Here is an 18484-nt window from a genome sequence, read left to right on the forward strand (position 1 = left end):
AGAACACGGCAAACAAAAAGGGCGTCGAGACTACGGATGCCCAGAACAGCCAATCGAAACGCGGGCGCTTCAAGGGCAAGATTGACGGGTCGAATTTCGGCATGTGCTGCGTCCCTGAAACAGGCGGGAGCACTACACTCTCAGTCATCGGCAATTGCCAAACTCATTCCGATGATGACCGAATCTATCACTTAAGTCCGGTTCCCGACATAGAAAATTAGGGCGACTATGAAGCAGCCGGCGGTTGCCGGCCGTCTGACGGAAAAAGGCGTTGCGGTGGCTTTCCTTCGGCAGGAAGGTTGATGACCCGAGTGGCGGCGCGCGCCGGCGGATTGCTGTGGACAACTGACCTTCATCTTTAACTTTGTCGCCCGGGGCAAGACTTGTTGCCCAATTACGCCTCACGAAACCGGCGCTCCGTACCCTAACCTTTGTGGGAAGGGGGCGTCATGGAGCTATTTCGAGCTGAGAAGATTGCCACTGCTCGGGATCAATCAAACCATGACTGCCGCTTCTGCGCAGGAAGACTCACTCTTCTCAAAACGATCATGGAATCCGAGAGCGGAGTTGTCATTCATATGTTTGAATGCAAGCAGTGCGGAGAGCGCATCTGGACCGAATAGGCCGGCAGGCACGGGCACATAGCCAATAGCCCGACAACTCACAGGCGCCCCTCGGGCATGATAACATCCGCATTTTGCGCCGACCACAATTTGTAGACGCTTAGCCGCGCGGGCGTATGGCTGATCGATCAGAATTAACCGAAGTTGCGGAATCCCCACATCAAGATTCCCAACGTCACTACGAGAATGCACAGGCTGCCGACTGCAACCATGAGGAAGACCTCCCAGCCGGTTTGGCTTTGACAGCTCCGACGCCCAGCAAGACAAACAACAGTGGGGCGACGAGCAGTGTCATTTGCGCTTCTTGGGCGCCTGTACCGGCAGATCGAGCACGCCAAACAATGCGAGCAGCAGGGCAACTTCTTCCTTCGAGCCAACTTTAATCATCGTCATCATCTCCTGTTCGATGGTTAGTCGGCCTAAGATTTCGGGGGGTTCATGGCGATTTGGTTTCGCGATTGTTTCAAACTTGTTTCGTCGGCAGAATTCTGAACAACCGGTAATGTGCCTGGATGGCAGGCCCTCAATAAAGAAAGGGGGACTCGGGGCCCGTTGAGTTGGTGGAACGGTTTATTCAGAAGCGGGTTCTCCGAACGGAGGCCCAACATGACCAAACCTCAGATCGCCCGCGTTTGGCGCGGGAGGACCAATCCAGATGTGGCGGACGAGTACGAGGCCTACAATTACGAGGTCGGCATCAAGCCGCTGATCGAGAAGGCCCTTGCCGTCCAGACGTTCCGCGAGGACCGGCAAAACGAGACCGAGTTCGTCACCATCTCGTACTGGGAAAGCCTGGAATCGATGAGCAGTTTCACGGGCGGAGACCCATCCAGGATCCATCACCTGGAGCGCGACAAGGATTTTCTGATCGAGCTTCCGAAGTCAGTTCAGATTCTGAAGATACGGCATAGCCACGCAATCTAGCGCCCGTCCTGCGGTCCCCTTCAGAACAACCGAGCAAGAACCGTGAAACAAGCCACCACTCCGGCGACATCCTTCGTTTCGTGATTTACGTCACATCTCCGTCGATTGTAATCCGCCATGATCGCAGCCTGCGAAACGTCGCAAAATGGTGCGAGACAATGACCAGCGAAAATCGCGAACTGAGCGTTGAGGAACTAGGGTCCGTTGCGGGTGGCGGCCTCGTGGACAATGTCTTGCCCGAAGCCGAGGCGAGCACGGCCGAGTTTCTGAAGAGATTTGCCGAGGGCGCCCTGCGGTTCAATGCTTTCATCGCCAGCGCCACAAGTCAGAGCCCCGCCGCAAATCAAGGGTAGTACCCAGCACGAAAATGGGCTCACCGGCATGGCCGGCGAGCCCAGGACAACCGCGCGACGCGCTGGCTGATCGAATCAGATTAGCATTTTTGCCCGTTTGAAAGCCGGCACTGGCCACTACCGGGCTGGCTCTTTGGGTCTGAGGCCTTCTGGGCCTGCGCAAGCGATCCCCCGACGAAAACAGCGAGCGCGAACGCAATTGCAACGATAGCTGAAAAACGGATCATCAAAACCTCCCTATTGGAAATGCCACCTCCGCCCCCGCGGAGACTGGCAATCCGAAGTGTCACGATAATCGTGAGCCCGGTCAAGCCGGGCGTCTTCCTTCAAGGAGCGGCGGGAAGCCCACCTGCCGAAGTAGAGGGCGCATTGTTAAACCGGAAAGCGAACGGCACTTGCGAACCAGCAATCACCACATCGTCTGACGCGCGCGCTCCGGCCATTCACGGTCGTATTTCTCGCCGCCCACGGTGTTGTTGCTCATCTCGGCCAGAATATCGCCTGGTGTCGGCAAGGTCATCGGATCGACGCGCTTGTCGGGATTCCAGAGATCGGCGCGGACGATGGCGCGGGCGCACTGGAAATAGATCTCGTCCACCGTCATGACGATCACGGTGCGCGGCGCCTTGCCGTCCATCTTGAACGACGCCAGCAGCTCGGGCTCGGCGGAAACATGCGCGCGGCCGTTGACGCGCAGCGTGCTGCCCGAGCCCGGGATCAGGAACAGCAGCGCTACCCTGGGGTCTCGCACGATATTGCGCAGGGAATCGCAGCGGTTGTTGCCGCGGCGATCCGGCATCATCAGCGTCTTTTCATCATGGAAACGCACGAAGCCGGGCAGATCGCCGCGGGGCGAACAATCCAGCCCCTCCGGTCCGCAGGTCGCCAGCGCCACAAAGGGCGACTGATCCATCAGCGCCCGGTAGGACGGGGTGACGCGGTCCGCGACCTTGACCGTCGAAGCATCGTTGGGAAAGCCATAGATGGCCTCGAGTTGTTCAATCGTCGAGACTACGGTCATTGCTTCTCCGGATTCTCTTTTTGACGCGTTTTCTTCACGCGAACCGCTATCCACTTCGCTTGAAAACGCTATCTACTCGTCCCACTTCTCGCCCTTGATCGCCCGCACCAGCTGACGCGCGTGAAACTCGGCGCTGCCGGTGTTGACGATGGTGACGTCAGGCGCGGCCTCGTCCACCGTGCGGCTCAGCCGGTGCTCGATCTTGCCGTCACTGCTGCGGCTTCGCATCGCCAGGCGCTCCGCCAGAACGTTCGGCGGCGCGGTGATCGAGATCACCGTGACGTCGGCGTAGGCGCGGCGCATCGCTGAAATGATGGTGCGCGAAACATTGGCGACAACGGTGTGCCCGGCGCGGATTTCGTTGTCGATGGCGCGCGATATCGCGTAGCGGTGGCCGTGCGCTTCCCAATGCATGGCGTATTCGTCACGCGCCAGCGCCGCCTCGAACGTGCCGGCGCTGACCTCTTCATTGTCCTCGGAGGCCGAGGCTTGCCGCGTGATCACGCGGCGCGGGAATGCGATGGCGCCATCATCGGCGCAGGCCGCCTTGGCAAGCCCAAGCAGCGTATCCTTGCCGGCGCCGCTCGGCCCGACCACCAGGATGAGCCGGCCCGGCCCGATCGCGTCCGCATGGCCCGTTGATGTCGCGAGTATGTCTGTCATGCCACACGCTGCCCTTCCCGCCAGACGCTGCGCACCACCGGGATGTCGCGCGCCACGTGTACCCTGATCAGGTCGGCGCGCTTGCCGACCGCGATTTCGCCGCGGTCCGAAAGCCCCACCGCCTCGGCCGGCGTCTTGGTGACGGTGCGGACGGCAGAAGCGAGATCAATGGCAGGAACATGCCGCGGCAGTTGCAGGGCGGCCATCAACAGGCTCGAGGGAATGTAGTCGGACGACAGGATGTCCAAGAGCCCCTCGCGGGCGAGATCGACGGCGGCGATGTTGCCGGAATGCGAGCCGCCGCGCACCACGTTCGGCGCGCCCATCAGGATGCCGATGCCGGCCTGGTGCAGACCGCGCGCGGCCTCCATCGTGGTCGGAAACTCGGCCACCGCGACGCGGTCGCGCACAGCGTCGATGACGTTTTCCTCGGTCGTGTCGTCATGGCTGGCAAGCGGTATCGCGTATTGATGCGCCAGGGCCACGATCTCGCGCATATTGGCCGCGGCATAGGTCTTCTGGTACACAAAGCGCCGCTCGAACAGCACGTCGAGCTCGGCGTCGGTCTTGCCGCCGTTCTTGCCGCGGTAATAGTCGCGCAGCTTTCCTTCATCGCGGAACTGGCGCTGTCCCGGCGTGTGGTCCATCAGCGACATCAGCCGGATGTCCGGCCGGTCGATCAGTTCCTTGGCTTCCTCGACGACGCTCGGCATTGGGATCTCGCAGCGCAGATGCAGGAAGTGATCGGCGCGCAGCAGGTTTTCCTCACGCGCCGTTGTGATCGCCTTCGCGAGCACGCCTGCCCTGCCATCGACCTCCTCGGCGCCGTCCTCGCGCCAGACCCGCAGCGAGTCCAACACGGTGGTGATGCCCGAAGTGGCCAGTTGCCCGTCGTAGGAGACAACGGCGGCGATCGGATCCCAAAACACCTTTGGCCGCGGCACGTAGTGTGCTTCGAGATGGTCGGTGTGCAGTTCGATCAGGCCGGGCATGATGAGGTCGCCGGCGGCGTCCTCGGCTCGGCCGGGGGCATCGCCCTGACCGAATTCGGCGATGCGGCCATCTGATATGGCGACCCAGCCGCGCTCGATCACGCGATCGGCGAGGATGATGCCGGCATTGCCCAAAATGGTCTCGTGCTTCGTTGCGCTCATCTCACTTCTCTTCCCTATGCCGCCGAGGCAAACGACGTCACATCGACGATCCGGTCCGCGATCAAATGGCGGATCTCGTCGTCATGGACGATCGCCACCATCGCCACCCCCTGACGTTTATTCTGATCGATCAATTCAACCACGACAGCGCGGTTGGCGGCGTCGAGCGATGCCGTCGGCTCGTCCAGCAGCAGGATCGGCAGATCGGAAATGAAGCCGCGGGCGATATTGACGCGCTGCTGTTCGCCGCCCGAGAACGTCGAGGGCGGCAGCGCCCACAGCCGTTCGGGGATATTGAGCCGGCGCAACAGCGTGCCGGCCTGCTCGCGCGCCTCTGCACGGGCGATCCCGTTCACGATCAGGGGCTCGGCCACCACGTCGATGGTCGCCACCCGCGGCACCGCCCGCAGGAACTGGCTGACATAACCGATGGTGGACCGGCGCACGCTCAGTACCTGCCGCGGTTCGGCGGTGGCGAGATCGATCACGGTGCCCTGGTGGCGGATGCCGATCCGCCCGCCGTCGCAGCGGTAGTTGCCGAAGATCATCTTCAGGATCGAGGATTTGCCGGCGCCTGACGGGCCCGACAGCACCACGCATTCGCCCGGCGCGACGTGAAACGAGACCCCGCGCACGACTGGCAGTTCGACGCCGCCCTGCAGATGCATGGTGAAGGTTTTTTCGGCGTTGGTTATGTCGATCATCGCGGTCATTGGCCTAACTCATGCCGGCAAAATCGAGGAGACGAGCAACTGGGTGTAGGGTTCGCGGGGATCGTCGAGCACCTGATCGGTCAATCCGGTTTCAATGACCCGGCCGCCCTTCATCACCATCACGCGGTGCGACAGCAGCCTCGCCACCGCAAGATCGTGGGTGACGACGATGGCCGCAAGGCCGAGTTCGCTGACCAGGTTGCGCATCAGGTCGAGCAGCCGCGCCTGCACCGATACGTCGAGGCCGCCGGTCGGCTCGTCCATGAACACCAGCCGCGGCTCGGTGACGAGGTTGCGCGCGATCTGCAACCGCTGACGCATGCCGCCGGAGTAGGTCCGCGGCGCGTCGTCGATACGGTCGGTGTCGATCTCCACCCGCTCCAGCCAGGACGACGCGGTGTCGCGGATGCGGCCGTAGTGATTCCAGCCCACCGCCATCAGCCGCTCGCCGACATTGGCCCCCGCCGAGACCGCCATCCGCAGGCCCTGCGCGGGATCCTGGTGCACAAAGCCCCAGTCGGTACGGAACAGGAAACGCCGCTCGGCTTCGCCCAACGCCGCCAGATCGCGCAGCACGCCATCGCGCATCCGGTACGAGACACTGCCGGCGCTCGGCGCCAGCTGGGCCGACAGCAGTTGCAGCAGCGTCGACTTGCCCGACCCGGACTCGCCGACGACAGCCAGCACCTCGCCGGGATAGAGCGCAAAGGAGACGTCGCGGCAGGCGATCAGCTTCCCATAGGTCTTGCCGAGGTTTTCGGCGACCAGCAGCGGTTGATCGTCGAGGGTTTGCTCAGCCATGCGCCCTCTCCTTGTGCGGCGCCGCGCTTTCGCTGCCGCGATGCCCGGCCAATTGGCGGCTCTCGCAATAATCGGTATCGGAACAGACGAACATCCGGCCGCCCTTGTCGTCGGTGACGATTTCATCGAGGTAGGAATCCCCGGCCCCGCACAGTGCGCAGGGCGCGTCAAAACGGTACCGCGTGAAGGGATGATCCTCGAAATCGAGCGAGACCACTGACGTATGCGGCGGGATCGCGTAGATCCGCTTCTCGCGCCCGGCGCCGAACAATTGCAGCGCCGGGCAATTGTCCATCTTGGGATTGTCGAATTTCGGCGTCGGCGACGGGTCCATGACGTAACGCGCGTTCACCTTCACCGGATAGGCATAGGACGTCGCGATATGGCCGAAGCGCGCGATGTCCTCATACAGCTTGACATGCATCAGGCCGTATTCGCCGAGCGCATGCATGCGCCTCGTCTCGGTCTCGCGCGGCTCGAGAAAGCGCAGCGGCTCGGGGATCGGCACCTGATAGACCAACACCTGCCCGCCATGCAGCGGCGCTTCGGGAATCCGGTGCCGGGTCTGGATCACGGTGGCGTCCGCGGTCGCGGTCGTCGTCGCAACGCCGGCGGTCTTGCCGAAGAACTTTCGGATCGAGATCGCATTCGTGGTGTCGTCAGACCCCTGGTCGATCACCTTCAGCACATCGTCGGGCCCGAGGATCGCCGCGGTCACCTGCACGCCGCCGGTACCCCAGCCATAAGGCATCGGCATTTCCCGGCTGGCGAACGGCACCTGATAGCCGGGGATCGCGATCGCTTTCAGGATCGCGCGGCGGATCATCCGTTTGGTCTGTTCGTCGAGATAGGCGAAATTATACGTCGGCGCGTTCATTCCGCGGCCTCCTGCATCGGCGGCGCTTCCGTGGCTTCCGCGAACTCCTTGCGCAACTTGCGCAGCAGACCGAGTTCGGACTGGAAGTCGACGTAATGCGGCAGCTTGAGATGTTCGACGAAACCGGTCGCCTGCACATTGTCAGAATGCGACATCACGAACTCTTCGTCCTGGGCGGGTGCGATCGCTTCCTCGCCGAGTTCGCGGGCGCGCAGCGTGCGGTCGACCAGCGCCATCGACATGGTCTTGCGCTCGCTCTGCCCGAAGGCGAGCCCGTAGCCGCGGGTAAAACACGGCGCTTCGGTGGCCGAGCCCTTAAACTGGTTGACCATCTGGCATTCGGTCATCGCGATCGCGCCGAGCGGCACGGCGAAACCGACGTCCTCGGCCATGAATTCGATCTCGACTTCGCCGAACCGGATTTCGCCGGCAAACGGATGGTTGCGGCCATAGCCGCGCTGCGAGGAATAGCCCAGCGCCAGCAGAAAGCCTTCGTCGGCGCGCGCCAGGTTCTGCAGGCGCAGGTCGCGATCCGCCGGGAAGCTGAGCGGCTCGCGTGTGAGGTCGCCGACCGGCGTCTCCGCATCCGCTGCCGGCGACGGCTCGATCAGGCCGTCCCGGCCGAGAATGTCGGTGACGCGCGGCGTCGCCGCGAGCGAGGCTTCGCTCGTCTCCGGTGTTTCCGGAGAAAATCCCTCCGCGAGCTGCGGATCGAGCAGCCGATGGGTGTAATCGAAGGTGGGTCCCAGAATTTGTCCGCCCGGAATATCCTTGAAGGTCGAGGAAATCCGCCGCCGCACCTGCATCGCGCCGGTATCGACCGGCTCAGTGGCGCCGAAGCGCGGCAGGGTGGCGCGGAACGCGCGCACCAGGAAGATTGCCTCGATCATGTCGCCGCGCGCCTGCTTGATCGCCAGCGCCGCAAGCTCGCGATCGTACAGTGCGCCCTCGGTCATGACCCGGTCGACGCCGAGCGACAACTGCTCGGAAATCTGGGACAGCGAGACCTCGGGAACGTCACGGTCGCCGCGCCGCTCATGCGCCAGCAGCCGATGGGCGTTCTCGATGGCGCGTTCGCCTCCCTTGACGGCAACGTACATAACTAGCCTCCCCTCGCGACCAGCCGCGTGGTGCGCGGTATCGCGACAATCGCATCGTCATGGACCAGCACGACATCGATGCCGCGCGGAAACAGCGCCACGTTGACTTCAAGCCGCTCGAACAGATCATGCGGCTGGATCGCTGCCTGCAGGATCGCGGTGCCGTCGATGCCGGGGCCGCGCAGCTCGAGGGCGGGCCCCTGCGTCAGGCTGTCGACCTGCAGGATCAGCGTCGTCGAACGATCCGGGTATTCATTGCTGCCGAACGCAAAACGATCGAGCGCCGGAAGCTCGCGGGGGCTGCCGATCAGGGCAAAGCTTCTGATCGAAGAATCCGCGATCACAGGCGCGCTGGTGTGGAATTTGAGCCATTTGGCAACGTCCGTCGTTGCCGACATCCGGCTGTCGAGCCAGATCGGCGTATCATGGTCGAACAGCGTCAGCGCAATGGCCGCGGTGCCGCGCATCATGGCGGCGGGCGTGCCGGCGACGGCCGCGATGCGCTGCACGCTGCCGGGACGCGCCATCGCATCCATCACCGAGCGGAAGGTCGATTGCGCCGACAGCACCTTGTCGGCAAATCCTGCGGGCAGTTCGGCAACCGTCGTCATCAACCCTCTCCCCGCACCAAGGTGTAGAAATCGACCCGCGTCGCCGCGGCTTCCGCCGCCTTGCGGTTCCGCGTGGCGGTCATTGCCGCGCGCAGCGGAGCGATCACCTTTGTCTCAATGAGGTCGGCGAATTCATCCGACTGCACCATGGCGTCGCACAGCGCGATCATCCGTGCTTTCTCACCGTCCCGGCTGAGCGTGTAGCCGAAGCCGACTTCGCCGGTCGAAAGCCGCACCGCCGCCCGCGATACCGTGGCTTCGCCGAGGTTGAAGGCAGCCCCATCGCCGCCGATACGGCCGCGCACCATCACAAGGCCGTTCTCCGGCTCGCGCAGATTCTCGTGATCAGGCAGCGTGATTGTGCCCAGACGGCCGGATATCTCGGATGGATCGGAATGCGCCAGCACCGCCATGACTGTCTTGCGCTGCGCCTGCTTGTCGTTCTCGGTTGCCGTCATATCCACCTTGCCGGAATCAAGTTGTCTATGCTAATAGACAACTTCATAACCAAACGCCATGACTGTTTGGTGACAACAGGGTTGTTTTTTCGGATGGCCGTTCCGGGTAGTTTCACACCATGAGCATGCAGGATGCGGCCACCGGTGTGGCGTTGTGGCGGCAGGTCGCCGACGGGATCGAACGCGGCATTGCCGAGGGCCGCTTCGCCGCGGGCGAAAAGCTGCCGGGCGAGATGGAGATCGCCGAGACCTACCGGGTCAACCGCCATACCGTGCGCCGGGCGCTGGCGACGCTCGCCGAACGCGGGCTGGTGCGCGCCGAGCGCGGCAGCGGCACCTATGTCGAGACCCAGCGCCTCGCCTATCCCTTGCGCTCGCGGACGCGGTTTTCCGAAATCGTCGGTGCCGGCGGCCATGAACCGCGCGGCCAGTTGATCGAAGCGTCCGACGATGTCGCTACCCGCGAACTGGCGCGGGAACTCGGGCTGAAGACGGGCGCACCCCTGGTCCGGATCGAGGCGCTTCGGCTGGCCGACCGGACGCCGATCTGCGTCAGCACCTCATGGCTCTCCGCCGAGCGCTTCCCCGACGCGGGACAGGTCTTCGCCAGCGTACGCTCGATGACCAAGCTGGTCGCGCATTACGGCATCCGCGATTACCGCAGGTCTTCCACCCGGATCACCGCCGCCATAGCCGACGCCAGCGACGCCGCACGGCTCGATCTCGCGCTCGGTCGCCCGGTGCTGGTGGTCGACAGCACCGACGTCGATCCCGACGGGAAGCCGATCGTGACCAAGCGCTCGCGCTTCGCCGCCGAACGTGTCGAGTTCATCGTCGAAAGCGATTAGATAGCTGGATCAAACCACCGCGCGCTGGCCGATGATCGCAAACCGCAGCTTGCCTGAAATCCAGTCGATCGCAGCCACCGCGACCAGGATCATCAGGATCAGGAACGACACCTTCTGCCACTCCAGCACCCGGATCTGCTCGGCCAGCTGCAATCCAATGCCGCCGGCGCCGACGATGCCGATGATGGTGGCCGAGCGGGTGTTCGATTCGATGAAATAGAGCACCTGCCCTGCGATCACAGGCAGCACCTGCGGCATCAGCCCGAACCGTATTTCGTGCAGCGCATTGCCGCCGGAGGCCCGGATGCCCTCGACCTGCTTCTTGTCGGCGGCCTCGATCGCTTCGGAGAACAATTTGCCGAACGCGCCAAAGTCCGCCACCGCGATCGCCAGCACGCCCGCGAACGGCCCAAGCCCGACAACGTTGATCCAGACCAGCGCCCAGATCAGCGTGTCGACGCCGCGGATCGAATCGAGAAAGCGGCGGACCGGGAACCGGAAGATACCCGACGGCACGATGTTCCTTGCCGCCAGCAGACTGACCGGCAGCGCGAGCAACGCGGCAAGGGTCGTGCCCAGCATCGCGATCGACAGGGTTTCACCGAGCGCAACGAGATAGACCGGGAGCGAACCGCCGGGATCGGGCGGGATCATCATCATCGTGATCCAGCCGAGTTGGCTCAACCCGGCCAGCATCCGCGCCGGCGAAAACTCCAGCTCGACCAGCCCGAACACGAAGATCCCGAACGCAGCGAGCAGCATCGCGGGGATCGCGAGACGGGAGGAAACCGGCCGGTCAAAAACTTCGGGATAGCGGCCGCGCAGATCGCCGGAGTCCGGTGCAGGCAACCGTGTCATGCCCGTGCCTCCTTGCCGAACAGCCGCCCGCGCGCCCATCCGGTGCCGATATCGATCAGGAACACGGTGACAATGATCATCAGCAGGATCGCGCTGACGTCGGAATAAAAGAACTTCCTGACGGCGACGACGAGTTCCTGGCCGATGCCGCCGGCGCCCACGAAACCCATCACCGAAGCGCCGCGCACATTGATCTCAAAGCGCAGCAGCGTGTAGCTGGCAAAGCCCGCCGCGACCTGCGGCACGACCGCAAAGCGTATGCACGAGATCCAGCTCGCGCCGGTCGATCGCACCCCCTCGACCGGCTTCATGTCGATGTTCTCGACGATTTCGGAAAACAGTTTTCCTAGCGCGCCAACCGAATGGATCATGATGGCGATAACCCCGGCCATCGGCCCGAGACCGAACGCAATCACGAAGATCAGCGCAAACACGATGTCCGGAACGGTACGGCAGAACTCCATCAGGCGGCGGATCGTAAACCGCAGCCATGGCGCCGGCGAGGTATTTTCAGCAGCGAGAAAATTTAGCCCAAAAGCAAGAATCGCCCCGGCCAGGGTGCCGACGTAACTGATCAGGACGGTCTCGCCGAGCAGCGCCAGCCATTTTTTCCAGCCCCAGAACCACTCGCCGATATCGGACCAGACCCGCGCGCCACTCTCCAGCGTGCCGATGCGATCGAAATAGCTGACGAAATTTCCGATCTTGTTGACGAACGTGACCGGATTCACCTCGGCGCCGATCGCGGCGATGACCAGAACCGCGAAGAATACCGCCGTTGCCAGCGTCATCCGCAGCCGCTTGCGCGCCACCGCCGCACGATAAGCGTCGTTGAGCACCGCGAGTTGCTGGGCCGGAAGGATGGATACGGCAGATGTCATGGAACGCTGCTGTGCCGGTTATGTCCTGAACGGAAAAAGGCCGGGTCGCATGAACCCGGCCTGGTCTCGCTCCGCCGATCGATCAGGACGCCTTCTTCTTGCGAAGATTGTCCACGAACTTGATCAGGTCGATCATGCCGTCCCAATCCTTTGTCGTGGCGGGGTTGAATGCCTTCTTCTGGCCGTCGGAAAGACGGTCGAAGGCAGCCTTGTCCTTGGCCGGTGCATCCGCAAACGCCTTGGCGATGGCGGCCTTCAGGCCGTCCGGAAGGTCCGAGTTGTAAGCATAGGGCCCATTGAGAATGGGCGCGGACTTGTGGACGATCCGGAAATCCTCCTTCTTCATCGCTGTGCCGTCGGCGTTCTTCAGCATGCCTTTGGTCAGCATCTGGGCCAGCGTGGAGTCGTTGTCGGTGGTCCATTGATTGGCGGCGACTTCGACGGTGCCCTGCGTGAGCGCCAGGATGGCGTTCTCGTGGCTGCCGCTGAACACGACCTTGCCAAAATACGTGTCGGCATCGGAGATGCCCAGCTTGTCGAGCTCGAAGCGCGGCACGTTGTTGCCCGACGTCGAATTCGGATCGACCAAAGCGAGATTCTTGCCCTTCAGCTGGTCGATGTTCTTGTACGGGCTCGACGCCTTGACGAAGAACACCGAGTAATAACCCGTCGAGCCATCGGCATTGATGTCATTGGCGAACGCGTCGGTCTTGACGCCGGTCATCCGCGCGCGCGCGAACGACGCCGAGCCGTAGCTGGCGATATGGATGTTGCCGGAGCGCTGGCCTTCGATGACGGCGGCGTAATCGTTGGCAATGCGCAGCGTGACCTTCACGCCGAGCTCCTTGGAGAGATAGGCGACGAACGGCGCCCAGCGCTCGGTCACGCCAGAGGCGTTTTCCGCCGGCACGACGGCGAAGGTCAGTTCCGGATATTTGCCCTTCCAGTCCTGCGCAGAAGCGCTGGAGGCCGAAAACGCCAGCGCGGCTGCGCCGGCCAGAACGATACGACGATTGATCATGGTGTGCCCTCTTGTTGTGTTACGCTTTTTTCGGCCGTTTGCAGGCTTACAGAAGAAACGCTCAGGCCGCCGCCGCAGTGCCCAGCTCAGGAACGGCAGCACCGCCAGGCGCATGTGCGGGTGCTGCGCCCATGACGTCGTTGGCTTCGAGATCGTAAAGCTCGCGCGCGATGAGGTCGGTCAGCGTCGCCGGCGCCCCGTCGAACACGATGCGGCCCGCGGACATGCCGATCAGGCGGTCGCAATAGGTTCGCGCCAGGTCCAGCGAATGCAGATTGCAGATCACGGTAATGCCGAAATGCTTGTTGATGCGCAGCAGCGCATCCATCACGATCCTCGTGTTGCGTGGATCGAGCGAAGCGATCGGCTCGTCGGCGAGAATGATATCCGGCTCCTGCACCAGCGCACGCGCGATCGCGACCCGCTGCTGTTGACCTCCGGAGAGTTGGTCGGCGCGCTGGGCTGCAAGCGAAGCCATGTCGAATTGCTCAAGCGCCGACATCGCCAGCGCCTTGTCCCGTTCGGGCCAAGTTTGCGTCAGCGAACGCCAGGACGGGATTTCGGCGAGCCGCCCCATCAGCACATTGGTCAGCACATCGAGCCGGCCGACCAGATTGAACTGCTGAAAGATCATCGCCGAGCGGGCGCGCCACTGCCGCAAATCCTTGCCGCGCAGCGCGGTCACGTCGACGCCTTCGAACATGATGCGGCCTTCGGAAGGCTCAGCGAGACGGTTGATCATCCGCAGCAGCGTCGACTTGCCGGCGCCGGAGCGGCCGATCACGCCGACGAAGCTGCCGGGCGCGATTGAGAATGACGCATCATCCACTGCGGCTTTTGTGCCGAAACGGCACGTCAAACCTTCCACTACCAGCATGCAATGCTCCAGAATCCCACTCGTGGATCATCGCTATCGATTGGACTTTACAGTTGTGTGACAATCACGCTGCGGTGCGGCGGCGTCCACACCCTCATCGCTCGCGCGATATCCGTCATGCAACCGTCACGAAGATGTCATCATGCCCGTTGATGACGTGCCATCGTGACACCATCTTTGTCGCGGAGAGACGCCCGTATGGCCGGCAAAATGCTTTCAGTCGACCCGACCGTCGATCCCACGGCGAAATTGCACGAGACCCGGCTCGGTGCCTATTGCGAAGTCGGCGCGCGCACGATCCTGCATGAAGTGTCGATGGACGACTATTCCTACGTCGTCAACGACGCCCAGATCACCTACACTTCCATCGGCAAATTCTGTTCGATCGCGGCGATGACCAGGATCAATCCGGGCAATCACCCGATGCACCGCGCGACGCAGGCGCACTTCACGTACCGGGCCAGCGCCTATTTTCCCGGCGAGAGCGACGACGCCGAGTTCTTCGAATGGCGGCGCGCACACCACATCCATATCGGCCATGCGTCTGGATCGGGCATGGCGCGATCATCCTGCCCGGCCGCAGCATCGGCACCGGCGCGGTGATCGCCGCCGGCGCGATCGTGACCAAGGACGTGCCGGCCTACACCATCGTCGGTGGCAATCCGGCACGGCCGATCAAGCGGCGGTTTTCGGAAGAGGTCGCCGGCCGCCTCGCCGAGCTCGCCTGGTGGAATTGGGACCATGAGACGCTGCGATGCGCCCTGCCCGATTTTCGCAAGCTCACGGTCGAGGATTTTCTGGCAAAATACGCAGCAGGCACGGGCTCCGTCCGCGCGCAGATCAGGCATCAGGGTGCAGCATCGTGACTGACATTTTCATCGAAGGCGGCCGGGCCCTGCTCGGCCACGAAATCCACGAGACCTCGCTACGGATCGCAGGCCGTGACATCAGCGCCATCGGCGCCGACCAGGGCCGCGCTTCGCTGGGCATCGACGCCGGCGGCTTGCTGGTCCTGCCGGGGATCGTCGATCTTCATGGCGATGCGTTCGAACGGCAGATGATGCCGCGCCCGGGCGTCGACTTCCCTATCGACGTGGCGCTTGGTGACAGCGACCGGCAGGCGATCAGCAACGGGATCACCACGGTCTATCATGGCACGACCTGGTCGTGGGAGCCGGGCCTGCGCTCCGGCGACAATGCAAGGCGGCTCTTGGAAGCGATCGAGTCGATGCGGCCGCAGCTTTCGGCCGACACCCGCTTCCATCTGCGTCACGAAACCTACAATCTCGACGCCGAAGCCGAAATCATCGAATGGCTGTCGGACGGGCGCATCGACCTGTTCGCGTTCAACGACCACATGGACGGGACGGTCGCCAACCTCGACAAGCCGCAAAAGCGCAGCCGCATGGTCGAGCGCACCGGGCTTTCGAACGAGGCGTTCGATTTGCTGGTGGCGAGCGTCGTTGGCCGCGCACACGAGGTGCCGGCCTCGATCGCCCGGCTGGCGAAAGCGGCGCGTGACGCCAGTGTGCGCATGCTGTCGCATGACGACGAAAGCCCCGAGATGCGGAAGGCGTTTCGGGCGCAGGGCGTCGGCATTGCCGAGTTTCCGGTCAATGAGGAAACCGCGCGCGAGGCGGCAGAGGCCGGCGACTTCATCGTGTTCGGCGCGCCCAATGTCGTCCGCGGCGGCAGCCATACCGGCTGGACCAAGGCGTCCGACATGATCGCCAAGGGCTTATGCTCGGTGCTGGCGTCGGATTACTATTATCCGGCGCAGCTATTGGCAGCGTTCCGTCTCGCTGCCGACGGCGTGCTGCCGCTGGCGCAAGGCTGGCAGCTGATATCGTCAGCCCCCGCCCGCGCCGCCGGCCTCACCGATCGCGGCGTTCTCGCCACCGGCCAGCGTGCCGACATCATCTTCGTTGATGACAAGGTGCCGCTGCGGCCGCGTGTCGTCGCCGTCATGGCCGCGGGCCGCCTGGTGCATCTGGCAGAGGCTGGCCGCCTGCGCAACTCGACCCTTACCCCGCGCAAGGCGATTGCAGCCGCCTGACACGCCTCTATCCTGTATCCTGTGCCAATGTCGAATTATCCGCGCTACGCGATCTACTACGCCCCTGAGCAGGCCAGCGACCTCAATCGCTTCGGCGCGCAATTGCTTGGCTATGACGCCTTCGGCGGCGAAGACCTGCCGTTTCCGGAAGACGTCGTCAGCGCTGCGCCGGATTGGCGTGACCTGACGGCCGATCCCCGCAAATACGGCTTTCACGCCACGCTGAAGGCGCCCTTTTCGCTGGCGCAAGGCAGGACGGAAGCCGAACTCCTCGCGGCCTGTGCCGCGTTCGCCGCAACGCCCCGGGCGATTCCGGTGATCAGGCCGGTGGTCGGTTCGATCAGTGGCTTCATCGCCGTGATCCCGGCTGATCCACCGACGGAACTGATCCGCCTTGCGGCCGACTGCGTCAGCGAATTCGATACGTTCCGCGCGCCGCTCACCGAAGCGGACCGTGTGCGCCGCAATCCTTCCCGCCTGACATCGGCGCAGCGCGACCATCTCGACCGCTGGGGCTATCCCTACGTGATGGAAGAGTTTCGTTTCCACATGACGCTAACCGGCAGGCTCGACGCAAGCCGGCTGGAGTCCGTTCTGGCGATGCTGAGCAATCGTTTCTCCACGCTCGGCCTCGAGACGCTCGCAATCGACCGGCTCGCGTTATTCCGTCAGGACAGCGCGGATTCCCGCTTCCGGGTCGTCAGGCAATACGTCCTGATGCCAGGCCAGGGTTAGACGCATCCACGTTTGCCGCTGCGTCAGATGTGTTGCGACAGCACTTGCTTCTGCCGTCCATCCGGCCGCGGTTCGATATCCACCGACCATAGATCCCGATTGTCGACATCCTTCAAGGTCACCGTCATGACCTCCGATTGGCCATCGATATCGACGCGGCCGAAGAACTGCAGTCCGAAACATGGCGCGAGGTTTTCGCCCTGCTCCGCGCTGCAGCCTTTCTGGAACGCCACCGCCGGTCCGAACGTATTGTCCAGCGGCGCGGGCGCCCAGGTCCCCGCATGCAGCGGCCCGGAGACGAACTCCCAGAACGGCTCGAAATCCTGGAATACCGCGCGGTTCGGATGGTAGCGATGTGCGGCCGTGTAATGCATGTCGGCTGTCAGCCACACCGTGTTGCTGATACCCATGCGCTTCATGAAGGACAGCAGATCGGCAATCTCGCATTCGCGCCGCTCCGGCGGGCCATCGCCGAGCGCAATCGCATCCTCGCTGATCAGTCCGATCGGCATGTCGGCGGCGATGACCTTCCAGGTCGCATCGGATGCCGTGAGTTCACGCTTCAGCCAGGCCAATTGCGCCGGGCCGAGAATGCAGGTGTCGCTGCGGTCGTCGCGATTATTCCCTGTCGAATCGCGATAACTGCGCATGTCGATCAGAAAGACATCGAGCAGCGGCCCATAGGCGACCTTGCGATAGATCCGTCCCGCCTGCCCAGCCAGGTTGCGGATCGGCATGAATTCATGAAACGCGCGGGCCGCCCGCGCCACCAGGCGGGAGCTGCCGTCTTCGGCGTAGCCGGTCTCGTCGGCGGTGCCGATCGGTGCCCAGTCATTGGTGACTTCATGGTCGTCCCACTGCGCGAGCATCGGCACTTGCGCGTTGAAGGCGCGCAGGTTCTCGTCGAGCAAATTGTATTTGTAGTTGGCGCGATACTGCGCGAGGCTGTGGGCAACGACGGATTTGTCTTCGGTGACGATGTTCCGCCACAGGCCTCCGTCCGGCAGCTTCAATTCGGCTTCGATCGGACAGTCGGCGTAGATGTGATCGCCGGAATGAATGAAGAAGTCCGGGCGATTTTCGAGCATGGTTTTGTAAGTCCGCATGCCGCCGCGGGCGGGATCGATGCCCCAGCCCTGGCCGGCAGTGTCACCCGACCAGACGAACGAGATCGCCTGTCGCGCCACCGGTGCGGTACGGAAATGGCCGACCTGTGCTTCTCCCGAAATCCCGGACTCGCCGATATCATCGAAACGCACCCGATAGAAAATATCCTGCCCCGGCGGAAGGCCCTCGAGCAAAAGCTTCGAGGTGAAGTCATGCTCGGGCAGCGCTTCCGACGATGCGACGCGAAGGATGGACTTGAAGCTCTCGTCGGTCGAGCACTCCACCTGCATGCGCGCGGCCCGATCGGCCCTTGCCCATATCACCGCGGAATCGGCCGAGACGTCGCCTGACGCGATCCCGCTGGCGATGTGCGGACGATCCGCGGCGCGGCTCAGATAGGGTCTGGCAACACTTCCCAATGCTGCGACCGCTGCGGTGGATGCGGACCGAACCAGCAATTGACGTCTGGTCAAGCCTTGTCCAGGCAGGTCTTGCTTCGCGCGTATTCCAATCGGCATTCAAGGCATCCTCGTCGAATCGCGACGAAGGGTGCCCGTCCAAATTGACCGCAGCCCGAAGGTTTTGCGACAGTCGGATGAACCGCGCGGCAGCTGCAGAATGAAGGTGTTCGCAATCTCAGCAGTGAACAGATCGCCGTCGGTTGCTGAGCGGATGTGTGGGAGGTAGACGAGGCCCGGAGTGCCTAGGAGTCCGGGCCTCGTGAGCCTCCAGTGGAAAGGCGTTCACTGTGATGAGCGAACGCCCTGCCCCCCGCTGTTAGCGACGCCGTTATAGATTGCGAA

General features: G+C 63.2%; 19 protein-coding genes and 1 pseudogene. 6 read left to right on the forward strand and 14 right to left on the reverse strand.

Annotated features, from left to right (window positions below; genetic code table 11):
• The first annotated feature begins 1229 nt into the window (after positions 1–1229).
• Complete coding sequence (locus JQ575_RS33035; RefSeq protein ID WP_212037357.1) at positions 1230–1547, forward strand: antibiotic biosynthesis monooxygenase; 318 nt, start codon at positions 1230–1232, stop codon at positions 1545–1547.
• Between the two features lie 158 nt (positions 1548–1705).
• The gene (locus tag JQ575_RS33040; RefSeq protein ID WP_212037358.1) at positions 1706–1900 is read left to right on the forward strand and encodes a hypothetical protein; all 195 of its coding nucleotides are present in this window, start codon (positions 1706–1708) and stop codon (positions 1898–1900) included.
• A 409-nt stretch (positions 1901–2309) separates the two neighbouring features.
• Here JQ575_RS33040 and JQ575_RS33045 read toward each other — a convergent pair whose 3' ends face one another.
• The 9 genes from JQ575_RS33045 to phnG all read right to left on the reverse strand — a co-directional run bounded on the left by JQ575_RS33045 (position 2310) and on the right by phnG (position 9298).
• Positions 2310–2921, reverse strand: a complete 612-nt coding sequence (locus tag JQ575_RS33045) for a pyridoxamine 5'-phosphate oxidase family protein (RefSeq protein ID WP_212037359.1) — start codon at positions 2919–2921, stop codon at positions 2310–2312.
• Between the two features lie 72 nt (positions 2922–2993).
• Positions 2994–3584 (reverse strand): phosphonate metabolism protein/1,5-bisphosphokinase (PRPP-forming) PhnN, encoded by a 591-nt coding sequence (gene phnN, locus JQ575_RS33050; protein WP_212037360.1) that lies wholly within the window; start codon positions 3582–3584, stop codon positions 2994–2996.
• Positions 3581–4738, reverse strand: a complete 1158-nt coding sequence (locus tag JQ575_RS33055) for an alpha-D-ribose 1-methylphosphonate 5-triphosphate diphosphatase (protein WP_212037361.1) — start codon at positions 4736–4738, stop codon at positions 3581–3583. The genes phnN and JQ575_RS33055 overlap by 4 nt, the downstream gene beginning before the upstream one ends.
• 14 nt (positions 4739–4752) lie before the next feature.
• Entirely contained in the window at positions 4753–5451 is a 699-nt protein-coding gene (phnL, locus tag JQ575_RS33060) for a phosphonate C-P lyase system protein PhnL (protein WP_212037362.1), read from the reverse strand.
• A 9-nt stretch (positions 5452–5460) separates the two neighbouring features.
• A complete protein-coding gene (phnK, locus tag JQ575_RS33065; RefSeq protein ID WP_212037363.1) occupies positions 5461–6252 on the reverse strand; it encodes a phosphonate C-P lyase system protein PhnK in 792 nt (263 codons plus the stop codon).
• Entirely contained in the window at positions 6245–7129 is an 885-nt protein-coding gene (locus JQ575_RS33070) for an alpha-D-ribose 1-methylphosphonate 5-phosphate C-P-lyase PhnJ (protein ID WP_212037364.1), read from the reverse strand. The genes phnK and JQ575_RS33070 overlap by 8 nt, the downstream gene beginning before the upstream one ends.
• Positions 7126–8229, reverse strand: a complete 1104-nt coding sequence (locus JQ575_RS33075) for a carbon-phosphorus lyase complex subunit PhnI (protein WP_212037365.1) — start codon at positions 8227–8229, stop codon at positions 7126–7128. The genes JQ575_RS33070 and JQ575_RS33075 overlap by 4 nt, the downstream gene beginning before the upstream one ends.
• Positions 8230–8231: 2 nt before the next feature.
• Positions 8232–8840: a phosphonate C-P lyase system protein PhnH gene (gene phnH, locus JQ575_RS33080; protein ID WP_212037366.1), complete on the reverse strand. Its 609-nt coding sequence runs from the start codon at positions 8838–8840 to the stop codon at positions 8232–8234.
• Complete coding sequence (gene phnG / locus JQ575_RS33085; protein WP_212037367.1) at positions 8840–9298, reverse strand: phosphonate C-P lyase system protein PhnG; 459 nt, start codon at positions 9296–9298, stop codon at positions 8840–8842. Before phnG ends, phnH begins: the two co-directional genes overlap by 1 nt.
• A 119-nt stretch (positions 9299–9417) precedes the next feature.
• On the opposite strand from phnG, the gene phnF reads away from it, so the two are divergent.
• The gene (phnF, locus tag JQ575_RS33090; protein WP_212037368.1) at positions 9418–10146 is read left to right on the forward strand and encodes a phosphonate metabolism transcriptional regulator PhnF; all 729 of its coding nucleotides are present in this window, start codon (positions 9418–9420) and stop codon (positions 10144–10146) included.
• Positions 10147–10155: 9 nt separating this feature from the next.
• On the opposite strand, the gene phnE (JQ575_RS33095) is transcribed toward phnF, so the two are convergent.
• The 4 genes from phnE (JQ575_RS33095) to phnC form a co-directional block, all read right to left on the reverse strand.
• Entirely contained in the window at positions 10156–11004 is an 849-nt protein-coding gene (gene phnE, locus JQ575_RS33095; protein ID WP_212037369.1) for a phosphonate ABC transporter, permease protein PhnE, read from the reverse strand.
• Complete coding sequence (gene phnE / locus JQ575_RS33100; protein ID WP_212037370.1) at positions 11001–11885, reverse strand: phosphonate ABC transporter, permease protein PhnE; 885 nt, start codon at positions 11883–11885, stop codon at positions 11001–11003. The genes phnE (JQ575_RS33095) and phnE (JQ575_RS33100) overlap by 4 nt, the downstream gene beginning before the upstream one ends.
• An 82-nt stretch (positions 11886–11967) precedes the next feature.
• Positions 11968–12906, reverse strand: coding sequence for a phosphonate ABC transporter substrate-binding protein (gene phnD / locus JQ575_RS33105; protein ID WP_212037371.1), 939 nt, complete (start codon positions 12904–12906; stop codon positions 11968–11970).
• 61 nt (positions 12907–12967) lie between these two features.
• Entirely contained in the window at positions 12968–13783 is an 816-nt protein-coding gene (gene phnC / locus JQ575_RS33110) for a phosphonate ABC transporter ATP-binding protein (protein ID WP_212037372.1), read from the reverse strand.
• A gap of 198 nt (positions 13784–13981) precedes the next feature.
• Here phnC and JQ575_RS45840 point away from each other — a divergent pair.
• From JQ575_RS45840 to JQ575_RS33125, 3 genes and pseudogenes are all read left to right on the forward strand, one after another.
• Positions 13982–14649: pseudogene (locus JQ575_RS45840) on the forward strand (chloramphenicol acetyltransferase).
• Positions 14646–15839, forward strand: coding sequence for an alpha-D-ribose 1-methylphosphonate 5-triphosphate diphosphatase (locus JQ575_RS33120; RefSeq protein ID WP_212037373.1), 1194 nt, complete (start codon positions 14646–14648; stop codon positions 15837–15839). Before JQ575_RS45840 ends, JQ575_RS33120 begins: the two are co-directional and overlap by 4 nt.
• A gap of 27 nt (positions 15840–15866) precedes the next feature.
• Positions 15867–16574: a DUF1045 domain-containing protein gene (locus tag JQ575_RS33125; protein WP_212037374.1), complete on the forward strand. Its 708-nt coding sequence runs from the start codon at positions 15867–15869 to the stop codon at positions 16572–16574.
• 23 nt (positions 16575–16597) lie between these two features.
• Here JQ575_RS33125 and JQ575_RS33130 read toward each other — a convergent pair whose 3' ends face one another.
• Entirely contained in the window at positions 16598–18199 is a 1602-nt protein-coding gene (locus JQ575_RS33130; protein WP_212037375.1) for an alkaline phosphatase, read from the reverse strand.
• Positions 18200–18484: the final 285 nt, after the last annotated feature.

It is taken from the genome of Bradyrhizobium sp. JYMT SZCCT0428 (assembly GCF_018131075.1).
In the GTDB taxonomy this organism is placed as follows: Bacteria; Pseudomonadota; Alphaproteobacteria; order Rhizobiales; family Xanthobacteraceae; genus Bradyrhizobium.